We start from the raw sequence: 14564 nt of genomic DNA on the forward strand, positions 1-14564 counted from the left end.
TGAAAAACAGTATTTCATGAAGCTCGGGGCTGTCTAGGAAACCCGGGGCGATTCAAGACCGTCGATGGAATATCCGGAGCAGGCATGGGCGAAGCCGGGCCTCAGGAATGGGGTCGCGGCAGGCCCTGAGCTCATGATGGGTTGGAGTGGTATTGATCTGTGGAGTATTGCCCTGCGGCAGAAAGATCATGTAATGGAGCTAGCGGATGCCGGCGCGCAGGAAACTCTGCACGAACTGCCGTTGGAACAGCAGGAAGGCGACCAGCAGGGGGGCCGAAGTCAGCAGGGTGGCTGCGGTGATGATCGCCCAGTCGATTCCCTGATCGGTGCCGGCGAATACGGCCAGGCCGACGGTGATGGGGCGGGTGTTGACAGTATTGGTGGCGATCAGAGGCCACAGGAAGTTATTCCAGTGGTGGCTTACCGAAACCAGCGCATACGCCAGGTAGGTGGGTTTCGCGAGCGGTACATATACCCGCCAGAGCACGCCCAGCGTGCCGCAGCCCTCAATGCGCGCGGCTTCTTCCAGCTCACGTGGAATGGTCTTGAAGGTTTGGCGCAGCAGAAATATGCCGAAGGCCGAGGCAATGTAGGGCAGCGCCATGGCACTCACCGTGTCGACCAGACCGAGGCTGTGGATGGTGCGGTAGTTCGCCACGATCATCATGTCCGGCATGATCATCAGCTGGATCAGGACTAGTGCGAATACCAGGTCGCGCCCTGGGAACTCGAAGCGCGCGAAGGCATAGGCTGCCAGCGTGCCCAACACGAGCTGCCCGGCCAGGATGACGGCGACCAGTACGCTAGTGTTGAGGAAATAGCGAGGGAAGGGGGCGGCCTCCCAGGCGGCGCGGAAGTTGTCCAGCGTGAGTGGTGCGAAGAGTTCGAAGCGGGTGGAAAATTCGGCCGGGTGAAAGGCGGTCCAGATCGCATAGAGCAAAGGTGCGAGCCAGACGATGCCCAGCGTCCAGGCGCCGAGGGTGTCGAGCCAGCGGCTGAGGGGCAGCGGCGTCACGCTGGCGGCTTCCATCGACGGGGCGAGCGGCAGGGTGGTGGAAGTGTTCATTGGTAATGCACCTTGCGTTCGAGCCAGAAGAACTTGAACAGCGCAATCGCCGCCAGCAGTGCCAGCAGCACCATGGTGAGCGCGGCCGCGTAGCCCTGATCCCAGAAGCGGAAGCCGACTTCGTAGATGTAGTAGAGCAGGACGGAGGTGGCGTTGTCCGGCCCGCCACGGGTCATCACGAAGATGTGATCGATCAGGCGGAAAGCATTGATGACGGCTTTGACCGAGACGAACAGCGTAGTCGGCATGAGTAGCGGAAAGGTTACCTTCCAGAAAACCTGCCAGCGGCTAGCGCCTTCCAGTCTCGCGGCTTCGCGCAGTTCCGGCGGGATCTGCTGGAGTGCGGCGAGGTAGAAGATCATAAAGAAGCCGGCTTCCTTCCAGACCGCCACGACGATGATCGCGCCCAGCGCGGTTTCCGTGCTGCCCAGCCAGTTGTGCGCGGGCAGGCCGAAGAGGCCGCGCAGTTGGTCGAAGAGGCCGTAATCCGGGGTATAGAAGAACAGCCAGATGTTGGCCACCGCGATCATCGGCAGCACCGTAGGCGTGAAGTAGGCCAGGCGCAGCAGGCCGCGCCCGGCGATGCGTTCATTCACCCACAGCGCCATCAGCAATGCCAGCGCGATGGAAGGCAGGATGGTGCCTGCCGCGAAGATCAGGTTGTTGTGCAGCGCCGTCCAGAAGATCGGATCGGCGAGCAGATCACGGTAATGATCCGCACCGATGAAGACAGCCGGCCGGTTGGCCCGTGGTGTGGTGAACAGGCTGTGCCAGAAAGTGGCAACCGCCGGATAGTGGGTGAAGGCGGCGAGCAGCACCGCCGCCGGCAGCAGCAGCAACCAGCCATGCAGCGCGGCCAGCCGACCACTGTTGCCGAGGGGGTGCGTTTTCATCGCAGGCTGCCGCTCAGCGATAGGGGCGCAGGATGCGCTGGGCTTCGCGTTGAGCGTCGCGCATGGCTTGCTCCGGCGTCTTGGTGCCGTTCAGCGCGGCCTGCAGGCCATCGTTGAGGGCCTTGGTGACGCGCTGATTCTCATGCGTGGAGAGTTCCGCCACGGCATATTCCAGCTGGTCGCGCGCCACCATCGGCGCGGGGAAATCGGCCACGTATTTCTTCATCGTGTCCGTCTTCCAGGCCTCCGGGGAAACCGCCACGTAGCCGGTCGCGATGGACCATTCGGCCGCGCGCTGCGGCGTGGTCATCCAGCGCACGAATTTCAGCGCGGCGGCGCGTTCCTCCGGCGTGGAACGCTTGAAAATGTGGAAGTTGCCGCCGCCGGTGGGCGAGCCCGGGTGCTTGCCGGCGGGCAGCATGGCCACACCGAAATTGAAGCCGGCATTGGCGCGGATGTTGGTGAGGTTGCCGGTGGTAGTGTAGATGATGGCGGCCTTGCGCTCGAAGAAGTCCTTCGGCGTGGTACCCCATTCGACGACGCCCGGCGGGTGGATGCCGTGCTTGCGGGAGAGATCCACCCAGTACTGCATGGCCTCTACCGCCTGTGGCTTGTCGAAGTAGGTTTCGTTGCCGGCGGCATTCATCAGTTCGATGCCGTTCTGCGTGGTGAAGGTCTGGAACAGCCAGTACGGAAAGCCGGAGGAGGGCACCTGTACGCCCCAGGTGGTGACTTTGCCGGTGGCATCGCGCTTGGTGAGTTTCTTGCCGTATTCGATCAGCTCCTTCCAGTTCTTCGGCGGGCGCTCGGGGTCCAGCCCTGCCTGCGCAAACAGTTCCTTGTTCCAGTACATCACCACAGTGGAGCGCTGGAAGGGGATGCCCCAGGTCTTGCCGCCGGTCTGGCTGTTTTGCATGAAGCCGGGATAGAAACTTTTCATCCAGGCCTTGTCGTCGGCGCTCTTCACCAGATCGTCGAAGGGCACCACGGCATCCTCGTCGATCAGGGTGTACATGTCGGTGGACAGCAGTACCGAAACGTGCGGCGCATCGCCACCCTTCACCGCAGTGACCACCTTGGTGATGGTGTCCTGATAGCTGCCGGAATACACCGGCTTGACGCGGATGCCGGGGTTTTCCTTTTCGGAGGCTGCGGCCATGTCGTCGATGACCTTGGTGATCGGCCCGCCGACTGCGATTGGATAGAAGAAGGTCAGCTCGGTGGCTGCGGCGGTGGCGGTCAGCGAGGCGGCCAGCATCAGGCCGGTCGCGATCCGCGTGAGGGCGGAGAAGGGCTTGCTCATGGATGAAGCTCCTGCGTGAGTTGAAGCGGAGGGAGAGAAAAAGAGGCCTGCATGCACTTTCAGGCGCGCAGCCGCAGCCCGTCAGCACGGGAAAACAGGTGCTGCTCGTTTGGGTGCCATTCCAGCCCGAGCGTGTCGCCGGGTCGTGCCGAAACCCGCCCGGGCGCCCGCACCGCGATACGCTGGGCGGTATCCGCGTGGCGGCAGATCAGCATCGATTCCGCGCCGAGGTATTCGACCGCTTCCAGCGTGGCAGGCAGGCCGCATTCCGGCTGGCACAGGCCGATGTGCTCGGGGCGCACGCCCAGCCACCATTCATGGGGCGGGCGCCCGCCGGGTAAGGGCAGATCGTCGGGGACCGGCAGCAGATTCATCGGTGGCGCGCCGATGAAACCGGCCACGAAAGCGGATGCCGGGCGCTCGTACAGCTCGGCCGGGCTGCCTTCCTGCTCGATGCGCCCTTGGCGCATCAGTACCACCTTGTCGGCCATGGTCATGGCCTCGGTCTGATCGTGGGTAACGTACACCATGGTCATGCCAAGGCGTTGCTGCAGGGCACGGATCTCCGCGCGCATCTGCTGGCGCAATTGGGCATCGAGGTTGGACAGGGGTTCGTCCATCAGGCATACCGGCGCCTCGGCGACAATGGCGCGTCCCAGCGCCACGCGTTGGCGCTGCCCGCCCGAAAGCTGTGCGGGCCGCCGCTCAAGCAGCGTGGACAGCCCCAGCAGTTCGGCGGCGCGTTGCAGGCGTGCGGCACGCTCGGTGGCCGGCACACGGCGCACGCGCAGACCGAAAAGAATGTTGTCCGCCACGCTGAGATGCGGAAACAGTGCGTAGGACTGGAACACCATGGCAACTCCACGTTCGGCAGGTGCGAGACGGGTGACACGCCGGCCGCCGATGTCGATCTCGCCGCCATCCACCGCTTCAAGGCCCGCGATCAGGCGTAGCGTGGTGGACTTGCCGCAGCCTGAGGGACCGAGCAGGGTGACCAGCTCGCCGTGCGGAACGTGCAGATTGATGCCGTCGACGGCGGGCGTGCTGCCCCACCGTTTCACGACCTCGCGCAGGAAGATTTCACTCATCACAGATTCCTTTTCGGGGGGCTGGTCGCATTTATGCGCAGGACGCCAGCGGGGATTGCGCGGATTCGCCCGCCACGTGCAACTGCGGGCGACGCTCTGGTATGGCGTCCAGATATCCGGCCGGTGGCAACGTGTCGGTGAAAAGATGATCGGCATCGGCGAGCCGGCCGCCGCGCGCCAGCGCGCCCCGGCCGAATTTCGTGGCATCCGCCACCAGCAGGGCGCTGCGGCAGTTGCGCATCATCGCCAGGCGGGCGGTCACTTCATCGGTATCAAAATCGAGCAGCGTGCCGTCGTGATCCACGCCGCCCACGCCGAATACTGCGTAATCGGTCTTGTAGGCGGCAAAGCAGTTCGCGGCTGCACTGCCGACCACGTCGAGATCGTTGGTCCGCAGCGTGCCACCCGCAATGATCAGCTCGATGCCAGGTTGCCCTGCCAGCGCATTGGCGGCGTTGAGGCTGTTGGTGATGACGCGCAGCCGCGTATGGCGGCGTAGCGCCACGGCCACCTGCTCGGGTGTGGTGCCGATGCCCAGGGATACGCTGGCACCATCCGGGATAAAGGCCGCCACCATGGCGGCAATGCTCCGCTTGGCCGGCAGATGGAGAATCTGGCGGCGCTGGTAGGGGAGATTGGTGGTCGGCGCGGGCAGATCCACGCCACCATGCACGCGGCGCAGCAGGCCGTGTTCGCACAGCGGATTGACGCAGCGGCGGATGGTCTGCGGCGTGACCTCGAAGCGCAGGGCCAGCTCGTCGATACCGACGAAGCCGTCACGGCGGACCAGTTCGAGTATTTCCCGGGCGCGGGCATCGAGAAGGGGCTGTGGCATGCGTGATCCGAATGAGCGTGTGTTCATTCGAAACACTAATCAGCCAATATTGCCGTTCGTTTGCACCAATGTGATCGTCAAATGAAAATGGCGGCGTGACCCATGCCGTGCATACAAACAACCCCTCGGGCATCTTGAGAGGAGGCCTAGTGACGAAAAAGGCGCCCCGGGAGTCCGGTGCGCCTCTTTTCCATTTGGTGGTTTCAGGCACCAGCCAGAATTGGCCCGTGCCTGGAACGGCCGAATTTACTTGGTCAGTGTCAGCGTGCCCTTCATGATCGCCACGTGGCCGGGGAAGGAACAGAAGAAGGTGTAGCTCTCGCTGGCCTTGAGTTTGGCCACGTCGAACTTCAGGGAATCGCTTTCGCCGCCGCCGATCAGCTTGGTGTGCGCGATTACGCGCGTATCGCCAGGCTTGATGTAGTTGTTGGCCGGGCCAGCCATGATGCCGTCCTTGTCCACGCCATCCAGGTCGGCGGTCTTCACCAGTACCCAGTTGTGGCCCATGGCAGTCTTGGGCAGCTTGCCGACGTGCTTGAGCTTGACGGTGAACTGCTTGCAGCTGGCCGGCACGCTCATGGTCTTGAGGTTGAATTGCATGGCGTCGTTGCCTTCGATCTCGGCTTCGCAGGGCGCGGCAAGCAAGGGGCCGGCGGCACAGAAACACAGCAGGGCGACGGTTTTCTTGAGCATCTTCATGGGCTTCTCCTGTCAGGGTAAAAACGGGGATTGCCGCCGGCAATGGATCGGCCGGAGGCGGCCAGGCAAACCGTACCTCACCTGGCACACCATTGCCATCCGGGCCGCTCCAGAGTCCGATCCCCTCGGCACGCCTGTTGGCTGCTGCCGCTTGCGACGCGCGGCGGCCTTGGGGCATAGTCCGGCTCCTTTGTCTGTCTTGCCGTACGCCCCATGCTGCCTGCCATCCACGAACGCATCGCCACAGAACTCGCCGCCCAGCCACGTCAGGTCATCGCTGCCATCGAACTGCTCGACGGTGGAGCCACCGTGCCCTTCATCGCGCGCTACCGCAAGGAAGTCACCGGCGGGCTGGACGATACGCAGCTGCGCACGCTGGAAGAGCGCCTGGGCTATCTGCGCGAGTTGGAAGAGCGGCGCACGGCAGTGCTGGCGAGCATCGAGGAGCAGGGCAAGCTCACGCCGCCACTGCGTGCCGAGATCGAGAATGCCGAATCCAAACAGCGCCTGGAAGACTTGTATCTGCCCTACAAGCAGAAGCGCCGCACCAAGGCGCAGATTGCACGCGAGGCGGGTATCGAGCCGCTGGCCGATGCGCTGCTTGCGGATCCGTCACTGAAGCCTGAGGAAGAAGCTGCCAAGTACTTCAACGTGGACGCCGGTTTTGCCGATGCCAAGGAGGTGCTGGACGGCGCACGCCAGATCCTGATGGAGCGCTTTGCCGAAAATGCCGAGCTGGTCGGCCAGCTGCGCGAGTATGTGGGCGAGCATGGCGTGGTGCGGGTTTCCGTAGCGGAAGGCAAGGAGAACGACAGCGAGGCCGCCAAATTTCGTGACTACTTCACTTACAGTGAAAAGCTCGGCAACATTCCCTCGCATCGGGCGCTGGCTTTGTTCCGGGGCCGCAATGAAGACGTGCTGCGCGTCAAGCTCGCGTTGGACTCCGATCCGGAAGACGGTTCGCGCTCGCCCGAGCCGAACCCCTGCGAGCGCAAGATTCTGGTGGCTGCCGGCATCAAGGACCAGGGCCGCGCCGCGGATAAATGGCTGGTCGATACCGCACGCTGGACCTGGAGCGTGAAGCTCGCCTTGTCCATGGAGCTGGATCTGATGGGCAAGCTGCGCGAGCGCGCGGAGGAAGAAGCGATCCGCGTTTTTGCCCAGAACCTGAAAGCCCTGCTGCTCGCGGCGCCGGCGGGTGCAAAAACCACCATGGGTCTCGACCCCGGCATCCGCACCGGCGTGAAGGTTGCCGTGGTGGATGCCACCGGCAAGCTGCTCGACACGGCCACGGTCTATCCACACGAGCCGCGTCGTGACTGGGATGGCGCATTGCACACCTTGACCGGCCTCATCGAGAAGCACGGTGTGCAACTCATCGCGATCGGTAATGGCACGGCCAGCCGCGAAACCGACAAGCTGGCGGGAGAATTGATCGCCCGATTGAAGCAGCCCTCTCCCCCGGCCCCTCTCCCCCAGGGGGCGAGGGGAGCGATCACGAAGATCGTGGTTTCGGAAGCCGGTGCTTCGGTGTATTCCGCTTCGGAACTCGCCGCGAAGGAGTTTCCGGAACTGGATGTGAGTCTGCGCGGGGCTGTTTCCATCGCACGTCGCTTGCAGGATCCGCTGGCGGAACTGGTGAAGATCGAGCCGAAAGCGATCGGTGTTGGCCAGTACCAGCACGATCTGAATCAGGGCAAGCTGGCGAAATCACTCGACGCGGTGGTGGAAGACTGCGTGAACGCGGTCGGCGTCGATGTGAACACCGCCTCTGCCGCGCTGCTCACGTGCATCTCGGGGCTCAACACCACGCTGGCGCAAAACATCGTCGCGCACCGCGATGCCAATGGCGCTTTCAGCAGTCGTGCGGCCCTGAAGAAGGTGCCTCGCCTGGGCGACAAGACTTTCGAGCAGTGTGCCGGCTTCCTGCGCATCAACGAGGGAGACAACCCGCTGGATCGCTCGGCGGTTCACCCCGAAGCCTATCCCGTGGTCGAAAAGATCCTTGCCGACGTGAAGCTGAAGGCGCGCGACCTCATCGGGGATTCTGCCGTGCTGAAGAATCTGGATGCCAGGAAGTACACCGACGAGCGTTTCGGCTTGCCGACCGTGCAGGACATCCTGCGCGAGCTGGACAAACCCGGCCGCGATCCGCGCCCCGAGTTCAAGACCGCATCCTTCCGCGAAGGCGTGGAGGCGATCAAGGATCTCGAAGCCGGCATGCTGCTGGAAGGCGTGGTGACCAACGTCACCGCCTTCGGCGCTTTCGTGGATATCGGTGTGCATCAGGATGGGCTGGTGCACGTCTCGGCGCTCGCCAACCGTTTCATCAAGGATCCGGCCGAGGTGGTGAAGGCTGGCGACATCGTCAAGGTGAAGGTGGTGGAGGTCGATCTGCCGCGCAAGCGGATCGCGCTGACCATGCGTCTTTCGGATGACGTGGTGCGCAAGCCTACGGGCGAGGCGCCTCGTAACAATGCGCAGCGAGGCAAGCCGCAGCAGGCATCCCGTGCGGAACAGGCGCCTGCCGGCAGCGCCTTCGCGGCCGCTTTCGCCAAGGCACGGCAGCGGTGAGACAGCAGCGCCCCAGCACGGCGTTGCGCACGAGCTGGCGCGCCGTGCCTCGCAGCGTCTGGGCATTGGGCTTTGTCTCGATGCTGATGGATATTTCCTCCGAAATGATCCACGCCCTGTTGCCGATCTACATGGTGACGGTGCTGGGAACCTCGGTGCTGGCGGTCGGGTTGATCGAAGGGATTGCCGAGGCGACGGCTTCGGTGGTCAAGGTGTTTTCCGGCGCGCTCAGTGATCGTCTGGGCAAACGCAAGTTGCTGGCAGCCCTGGGCTATGGCCTGGGGGCGCTGACAAAGCCGATCTTCCCGCTGGCAGGAACACTGGACTGGTTGATCGGCGCGCGTTTCATCGACCGCGTGGGCAAGGGCATCCGCGGGGCACCGCGCGATGCGCTGGTGGCCGACGCCACGCCCCCGGCGTTGCGGGGAACCGCCTATGGTGTGCGGCAGACGCTGGACGTCATCGGCGCTTTCCTCGGCCCCCTGCTGGCCATCGGGTTGATGTGGCTGACCGCCAGTCATTTCCAGACGGTGTTCTGGGTCGCAGTGATCCCGGCATTTCTGGCGGTATGGGTATTGCTGGTTTTCGTCCGTGAGCCGGAGACGGCTTCAGCTTCGAAGCCACGGGCGCCGCTGAGCCGCGCCGCGATGCTCAGCCTGGGCGCCGGCTACTGGTGGGTCGTCGTGCTTGGCGTGGTGTTCACGCTGGCGCGCTTCAGTGAAGCCTTCCTGATCCTGCGTGCCGGCGAGGCGGGGCTGTCGCCGATGTGGGCTCCTCTGGTGCTCGTGCTGATGGCGATTGCATTCTCGCTGTCGGCGTATCCTGCCGGTGCGCTCTCCGATCGCATCAATCGGGTGACGGTGCTGGCGATCGGCATGGGGTTCCTGATGGCGGCCGATCTGGTGCTGGCCTTCCTGCCGGGCTTGTCTGGCGTGATCCTGGGGGTTGTGCTGTGGGGTGTGCACATGGGTTTCACCCAGGGCGTGCTTAGTGCCCTCATCGCAGACAGTGCACCCGCAGAATTGCGTGGCACGGCCTTTGGTGTGTTTCATCTGCTGGCCGGTCTGGCGCTGCTATTGGCGAGCGTGATCGCGGGTGCGTTGTGGGATGCCTGGGGCTATCAGGGCACCTTTCTGTGCGGTGCCGTCCTGGCGATGCTGGCACTGGCGGGCGCCGCAATACTGCCGCAGCTGAATCGCCGCCCTTGACGGGCTGCGGGCTGAAACATGCCGGGTTGGCAGAGGGGGCGGCAGACCGCCGCCCGGCTTCTGTCTGCCCGGATCAGTTGTTTGCGCGATATCCAGGGCGAATGCGCCGCAGCGTGTCGTCCTTGAGCACGAAGTGGTGCCACAGGGAGGCCACGATATGGATGCCGACCAACGCATAGACCGCATTGCCGAGGAATTCGTGGGCGTCATGCACGAAGCTGCGCAGTGCAGGATCCGGCGCCACCAGATGGGGCAGATTCATGCCGAAGAAGGCGACCTCGCGGCCGCCGGCCTGGACGAAGACGACGCCGCTCAGTGGCAACGCGAACATCACGATGTAGAGCGCCCAGTGCAGGGCATGTGCGCTCGCACGTTGCCAGGCCGCATCGCCCAGGATGGCCGGCGCGCCTGCGTTGAGGCGGATGCCGAGGCGGACGAAGGCGAACAGGAACACCAGCAGGCCTGCGCCGATATGGAAGCTCATCAGGGTGCTGCGCATGGCCTGCCCGCCATCCCTGGGGATATTGCCGCGCCATTCGATGGCGACCAGCGCGACTGCGAACAGGACGAACATGAGCCAGTGCAGCACGATCTGGCTGCGGCTGTATTCGGTGGGGGCCGGCATGATGGATTCTCCGAAGTTCTGGGTGCCGACATTCTAGGGGCTGTTGACGGTCCTCCACTGCAGAGCGCTCGCGCAAGCGCGGCCGGTCAGTGGCAAGCACCGTTTACTCGGCGGGGGCTTGTGTAGGCTGGGTCTGGATGCCGCGGCGTTCGATGAACAGCGTGTTGCCGGAGGTGCGTTTGGCCTGGCGCTTGGCCTCGGTGGCCATGGCGGAGATTTCATGATGGGAGGCGCTGCATCCGGCAGGCACCGCTAACGCCCCGATCGAAAGGCTGGGCAGGCAGTGCACCACCTGGCGCCCCTGGCGATCTTCGCTGAGGATGCCATCACGAGCGATATCCTCGCTGCTGCAGAAAGCCGGTACGCGCTGGCCGAACTGACCCAGTACGGCTTCGCAGCGTTGTTGCCAGTCCGTGCTCTGGAACAGCACCAGAAAGTCATCGCCGCCGATGTGGCCGATGAAGTCGTCGCGCGGGTCACAGGCTTCCACCAGCAGGCGGGCCACGAGCTGGATCAGGTCGTCACCACGCCGATAGCCTTAGACGTCGTTGTAGGGCTTGAAGGCATCGAGATCCGCATAGCAGGCGACAAAACCAGAGCCATTTTCGAGCAGGCGTTCGATGTGCTCGCTGATCGGCACGTTGCCGGGTAGCTGGGTCAGCGGATTGGCGTAGCGGGCGGCACGGATCTGCATGTCGGTGATCAGCGCGACCATGTCGCTGATGCTGCCCACGCCGAGATAACGCCCGTTCTCCGTGACGATGAAGCTTTCGGGGATGCTGTTGCCGGCGGCGCTGGTGACCAGGCGCGAGAGTTCCTAAATGGGCATGCTCTCGTCGATGATCAGCGGCGAGGTATCCATCAGTTGCGCGCAGGGCTTGCGGCCGTAGAGTTCACGGCGGTAGGGGCGCGCAAAGCGGTCGATCATGGCGCTGCGCATGATGATGCCCAGCGGGATACGCTCGTGGTCTACCACCGGGATGGCTTGCAGGGCGGGGTCCGTCTCGAAGCGGACGAAGACGCCATCGTTGTCCAGTTGCGGTGACACGGGGGCCACCTGACGCAGCAGTGCCCGCGCGCTGACCTTGCCGGCGGGCGCTGCCGTATAGCCAGGGAACACTGCGATGCGTGTGGCATTCAGGGCGTTGAGCACCGGCTCGCACACCTGGAGCTGCACCTCGGTGGCCGGACGGGCGATGAAGAAGCCCTGCACAAAGGGAATGCCGAGGTCGCGCAGGGTGTTGAAGTCCTCCACTCGTTCCACGCCTTCGGCGATGAGACTGGCGCCGCAGGTCTCGGCCATGCCGTGCATGGCGCGCACGAGCTGGAATTTGAGGGGATCGTCGCTGATGCCGTGGATGAAGTGACGGTCGATCTTGACGAAGTCCGGGTGGATCTCGGTCCACATCCGCAGATTGGACATGCCCTGACCCAGGTCGTCGATGGCGATGCGGTAGCCCAGGCTGCGGAAGTGTGCGAGCGCGTCGCGGAAATGATCGAAGTCGGCGATGCGCTGGTTCTCGGTGATCTCGATCACCACGCGGCTGGGCGGGATGTTGAGCTGGCGCATCAGGGACAGCGTGGCGCCGTTCTGGAAGGCCGGGTCATGCAGGCTGGCGGGCGTGGCGTTGAGGAACAGCGTGCCGGGTACCTGCTGCCGGGCGAACTCCTCGAAGATGCGGGTGCGGCAGGCGTGGTCCAGCGCATTCGTGCGGCCGCAGCGTTCCGCCGCGGCGAACAGGCTGGTAGGGCCGTCGAATACCGTACCCCTTGGCCGCACGAGGCCTTCGTAGCCGAGATAGGTACGTGTGGAAAGCCCCAGGATGGGCTGGAAGACCACGTCCAGCGCTGCCCTGCCGATGATTTCATCCAGCGCCTGAGGGTGCGTGACGTCCACACCGGTCTGGGGGGCGTGGTCAGCGGAGAAGGCGAGTGAGGCGGGGCACATGGTTCGGGCGCAATCAAAGCAGCCTGCAATCTATGGCCCGCATGTTGCAATGAGGTTGCAGACGGGCGGCCGCGACACAAGGCTTTGCGTTGGCGCAGAAGAATTGTCCGGTTTGGTGCCCGGGCCGCTAGTCGCCGCTCAGCATGAACAGCCCTTCGCGGGCCGCGCGCAGGATGGCTTCGGTGCACGGATGGGTGATGCGGCGCTGCACGCTGATGGCGTAGTAGGCCTGCTCGATCTCGGCGCTGGCGCCGATCATCTGCACGGCATAATCGCGACAGATCTCCTGCGCGAGTACCCGGGGCGCCATGAATACGCCCCAGCCGGCGCGGCCGCAGGTCTTCATCAGGCCGCTGTCGTCGAATTCGGCCTGGATGCGCGGGCGCAGGCCCTGTGCATGAGCCCATTGCTCGAACTGCTCGCGCACGCCGGATTCTTTGGTCAGCAGCAGGAAGGGCAGGCCATGCAGGCAGTGCGGAAACAGTGCGGTACAGCGCGCGGCAAGCGGCGGAGCAGCGAAGAAGGCCATGGGCGAAGCGCCCAGGCGGTGGCTGTAGGCCTTGACGCTGAAACCGACCGGTATCGGCGTGTCGGCCAGCACCAGATCCAGCCGGTGGGTGCCCAGCTCGGCCAGCAGATGCTGCATTTCCCATTCGCGGCAGAGCAGGCGCACCGGCAGATCGAGCATCCGCAGCGGGGCCAGCAGGTGCTGCACGATGCTGTTGGGCAGCGCATCGTTGATGCCGACCCGGTATTCGGTAGGCAATCCATCGAGCTGGTCGCTGCCCAGCAGTTCCTGCAGTTCGGCGCCGAGCGAGAAAATCTCACCGGCGTAGTTCAGCGTCATCTAGCCGGCATCGGTGAGTACCAGCCGGCGTCCTTCCTTGCGGAACAGGGCGCGGCCCAGTCGCTCCTCCAGCTGCTTGATCTGACCCGAGAGGGTCTGCGGCGTGGTGTGCAAGGCTTCGGCCGCGCGGATCACCCCGCCGCAGGTGGCTACCTTCCAGAAGTAGAAGAGATGGCGATAGTTCATGACAGTTCGAGAAAACCGAATGATCTGGTGCTTATGTTCGACTATACGCGAATCATAGCCAGGCCTAGAGTGAGCCGTGCCATCCGTCAGTGACGGCCTTCCCCGATGAAGAACAGGAGTGGAACATGAAATTGACCATCAAGCGTACGTCCGGGGCTTCCCTGGATGTCGGCCTGATCAGCCATGTCGAGCGCCGCATGGAATTTGCGCTCGGACGTTTCAGCCACCATGTGCAGCAGGTGAAACTCGGTCTCAGCGATGAGAGCTCTCCGCAAGGAGAGACCGAGAAACGCTGCCGCCTCGAACTGCTGCTGATCGATAAGGAGCCGCTGGTGGTCAGCGAACTTGCGGTGGATGAGTACGCCGCCGTGAACCGCGCCTTTGCCGTTATGGCCTTGCTGGCGACGCGCCGTGTCGATCGGCAGCCGCGTGAGCGCGCCGAGGGGATACCGGTTTACGGCTGACTGGGCGCCGATATCAGATCGCGTTACGCGCCAGCTTTGCACCGCTTTTCGGGTTGCGCATGCTGGCGCCGTCCGCCGTGGTGGGCGGGAAGCCTGCCGGCGAGACGCGCGCGCCCCCTGTCTGAGGCGTGCCGCTGGCCAGCGTGTGCAGAGCCTGCTCCACCTGGGTCACGATTTCCTGTGCGGTGGCCAGATCGTTGCGGAAGAAATCTTTCCTGGCCGTGACACTGACGCGTGTGAGGCTGGGTGACAGCGTCTCCAGCTCCATCACGATGTCCAGATCGGCCACCTTGGCATGGGTCGTCTGAACGTTTTCCGTGCTTTCCACCGATTCGACCTGCAGTTGCAGCTTGCGGCCGGCCAGCAGGATCGCGCCGTCTACCTGGCCCATCGGCGCGCTGAACGTGCGCGAGGCCGTGCTGCCCATCTTGTGGGAAAGCCCGGCACCGGCACCGGCGCCAGCCAGTGAGACCGCCAGCGCAGCGCAACCATTGAGAAAGCAAAGGCTGATCAGGCACAGGCAAGGGCGGATCAGGCGGGAAACGGCGCGGTGCTTGAGGGTCGGCATGATGACGATCGGCGGTGAGTTCTGAGACAGCGCCGTGCTGGCGCATACTCACCTCATCAAGCAGTCGACATGCCATTTCGGACCGTTTGCTGCGCCTGCCGATTGACGGCTCGCGCAACGGCATCAACGGCTTATGTTGCGATCGTGACTTTTTTCACGGATTCGCCTGCGAGCAGGCGCCAGGGGCCATTCGCAGGCGTACGTCGTCTGGCATGGCCCCTCGGTAGTTCGCGCCCGCGCAGGCGCCGGACTGACGCGTT

General features: G+C 64.0%; 16 protein-coding genes. 3 read left to right on the forward strand and 13 right to left on the reverse strand.

Going from position 1 to position 14564, the window contains the following annotated elements:
• Positions 1-199 precede the first annotated feature (199 nt).
• The 6 genes from BGI27_RS10465 to azu all read right to left on the reverse strand — a co-directional run bounded on the left by BGI27_RS10465 (position 200) and on the right by azu (position 5884).
• Complete coding sequence (locus BGI27_RS10465) at positions 200-1066, reverse strand: carbohydrate ABC transporter permease (protein ID WP_170943016.1); 867 nt, start codon at positions 1064-1066, stop codon at positions 200-202.
• On the reverse strand, positions 1063-1959 hold the full coding sequence (locus BGI27_RS10470; protein ID WP_095524817.1) for a carbohydrate ABC transporter permease: 897 nt from the start codon (positions 1957-1959) through the stop codon (positions 1063-1065). The genes BGI27_RS10465 and BGI27_RS10470 overlap by 4 nt, the downstream gene beginning before the upstream one ends.
• 13 nt (positions 1960-1972) lie before the next feature.
• On the reverse strand, positions 1973-3262 hold the full coding sequence (locus BGI27_RS10475; RefSeq protein ID WP_095524818.1) for an ABC transporter substrate-binding protein: 1290 nt from the start codon (positions 3260-3262) through the stop codon (positions 1973-1975).
• 59 nt (positions 3263-3321) lie between these two features.
• Entirely contained in the window at positions 3322-4350 is a 1029-nt protein-coding gene (locus tag BGI27_RS10480; protein ID WP_095524819.1) for an ABC transporter ATP-binding protein, read from the reverse strand.
• Between the two features lie 31 nt (positions 4351-4381).
• Positions 4382-5185 (reverse strand): DeoR/GlpR family DNA-binding transcription regulator, encoded by an 804-nt coding sequence (locus BGI27_RS10485; RefSeq protein ID WP_095524820.1) that lies wholly within the window; start codon positions 5183-5185, stop codon positions 4382-4384.
• A gap of 246 nt (positions 5186-5431) precedes the next feature.
• The gene (gene azu / locus BGI27_RS10490; RefSeq protein ID WP_095524821.1) at positions 5432-5884 is read right to left on the reverse strand and encodes an azurin; all 453 of its coding nucleotides are present in this window, start codon (positions 5882-5884) and stop codon (positions 5432-5434) included.
• A 213-nt stretch (positions 5885-6097) separates the two neighbouring features.
• On the opposite strand from azu, the gene BGI27_RS10495 reads away from it, so the two are divergent.
• Both BGI27_RS10495 and BGI27_RS10500 read left to right on the forward strand, forming a co-directional pair.
• Complete coding sequence (locus tag BGI27_RS10495) at positions 6098-8458, forward strand: Tex family protein (RefSeq protein WP_095524822.1); 2361 nt, start codon at positions 6098-6100, stop codon at positions 8456-8458.
• Positions 8455-9666: an MFS transporter gene (locus tag BGI27_RS10500; protein ID WP_223871740.1), complete on the forward strand. Its 1212-nt coding sequence runs from the start codon at positions 8455-8457 to the stop codon at positions 9664-9666. The genes BGI27_RS10495 and BGI27_RS10500 overlap by 4 nt, the downstream gene beginning before the upstream one ends.
• A gap of 73 nt (positions 9667-9739) precedes the next feature.
• On the opposite strand, the gene BGI27_RS10505 is transcribed toward BGI27_RS10500, so the two are convergent.
• The 6 genes from BGI27_RS10505 to BGI27_RS18075 form a co-directional block, all read right to left on the reverse strand.
• Positions 9740-10291, reverse strand: a complete 552-nt coding sequence (locus BGI27_RS10505) for a cytochrome b (protein ID WP_095524823.1) — start codon at positions 10289-10291, stop codon at positions 9740-9742.
• A gap of 103 nt (positions 10292-10394) precedes the next feature.
• Positions 10395-10796, reverse strand: coding sequence for a nucleotidyl cyclase domain-containing protein (locus BGI27_RS10510; protein WP_095524824.1), 402 nt, complete (start codon positions 10794-10796; stop codon positions 10395-10397).
• 33 nt (positions 10797-10829) lie between these two features.
• Positions 10830-11024: a hypothetical protein gene (locus BGI27_RS10515; protein ID WP_095524825.1), complete on the reverse strand. Its 195-nt coding sequence runs from the start codon at positions 11022-11024 to the stop codon at positions 10830-10832.
• A gap of 84 nt (positions 11025-11108) precedes the next feature.
• Positions 11109-12239 (reverse strand): EAL domain-containing protein, encoded by a 1131-nt coding sequence (locus tag BGI27_RS10520; protein WP_095524826.1) that lies wholly within the window; start codon positions 12237-12239, stop codon positions 11109-11111.
• A gap of 127 nt (positions 12240-12366) precedes the next feature.
• Positions 12367-13086: a LysR substrate-binding domain-containing protein gene (locus BGI27_RS10525; RefSeq protein WP_223871741.1), complete on the reverse strand. Its 720-nt coding sequence runs from the start codon at positions 13084-13086 to the stop codon at positions 12367-12369.
• The gene (locus BGI27_RS18075) at positions 13087-13272 is read right to left on the reverse strand and encodes a LysR family transcriptional regulator (protein ID WP_223871742.1); all 186 of its coding nucleotides are present in this window, start codon (positions 13270-13272) and stop codon (positions 13087-13089) included.
• A gap of 125 nt (positions 13273-13397) precedes the next feature.
• Between BGI27_RS18075 and BGI27_RS10530 the strand changes: the two genes are divergently transcribed.
• Positions 13398-13736, forward strand: a complete 339-nt coding sequence (locus BGI27_RS10530) for a hypothetical protein (RefSeq protein ID WP_095524827.1) — start codon at positions 13398-13400, stop codon at positions 13734-13736.
• 13 nt (positions 13737-13749) lie between these two features.
• Here the strand turns inward: BGI27_RS10530 and BGI27_RS10535 are convergent, their stop codons facing one another.
• Positions 13750-14304, reverse strand: coding sequence for a DUF3568 family protein (locus BGI27_RS10535; protein WP_095524828.1), 555 nt, complete (start codon positions 14302-14304; stop codon positions 13750-13752).
• Between the last annotated feature and the right edge of the window lie 260 nt (positions 14305-14564).

It is taken from the genome of Candidatus Dactylopiibacterium carminicum (assembly GCF_014736495.1).
Taxonomy (GTDB): Bacteria; Pseudomonadota; Gammaproteobacteria; order Burkholderiales; family Rhodocyclaceae; genus Uliginosibacterium; species Uliginosibacterium carminicum.

Excerpts from the sequence above, each read along its gene's own strand:
- BGI27_RS10465 (WP_170943016.1), bottom strand. The coding sequence starts at position 1,066 with ATGAACACTTCCACCACCCTGCCGCTCGCCCCGTCGATGGAAGCCGCC.
- BGI27_RS10470 (WP_095524817.1), bottom strand. The coding sequence starts at position 1,959 with ATGAAAACGCACCCCCTCGGCAACAGTGGTCGGCTGGCCGCGCTGCAT.
- BGI27_RS10475 (WP_095524818.1), bottom strand. The coding sequence starts at position 3,262 with ATGAGCAAGCCCTTCTCCGCCCTCACGCGGATCGCGACCGGCCTGATG.
- BGI27_RS10480 (WP_095524819.1), bottom strand. The coding sequence starts at position 4,350 with ATGAGTGAAATCTTCCTGCGCGAGGTCGTGAAACGGTGGGGCAGCACG.
- BGI27_RS10485 (WP_095524820.1), bottom strand. The coding sequence starts at position 5,185 with ATGCCACAGCCCCTTCTCGATGCCCGCGCCCGGGAAATACTCGAACTG.
- azu (WP_095524821.1), bottom strand. The coding sequence starts at position 5,884 with ATGAAGATGCTCAAGAAAACCGTCGCCCTGCTGTGTTTCTGTGCCGCC.
- BGI27_RS10495 (WP_095524822.1), top strand. The coding sequence starts at position 6,098 with ATGCTGCCTGCCATCCACGAACGCATCGCCACAGAACTCGCCGCCCAG.
- BGI27_RS10505 (WP_095524823.1), bottom strand. The coding sequence starts at position 10,291 with ATGCCGGCCCCCACCGAATACAGCCGCAGCCAGATCGTGCTGCACTGG.
- BGI27_RS10520 (WP_095524826.1), bottom strand. The coding sequence starts at position 12,239 with ATGTGCCCCGCCTCACTCGCCTTCTCCGCTGACCACGCCCCCCAGACC.
- BGI27_RS10525 (WP_223871741.1), bottom strand. The coding sequence starts at position 13,086 with ATGACGCTGAACTACGCCGGTGAGATTTTCTCGCTCGGCGCCGAACTG.
- BGI27_RS18075 (WP_223871742.1), bottom strand. The coding sequence starts at position 13,272 with ATGAACTATCGCCATCTCTTCTACTTCTGGAAGGTAGCCACCTGCGGC.
- BGI27_RS10530 (WP_095524827.1), top strand. The coding sequence starts at position 13,398 with ATGAAATTGACCATCAAGCGTACGTCCGGGGCTTCCCTGGATGTCGGC.
- BGI27_RS10535 (WP_095524828.1), bottom strand. The coding sequence starts at position 14,304 with ATGCCGACCCTCAAGCACCGCGCCGTTTCCCGCCTGATCCGCCCTTGC.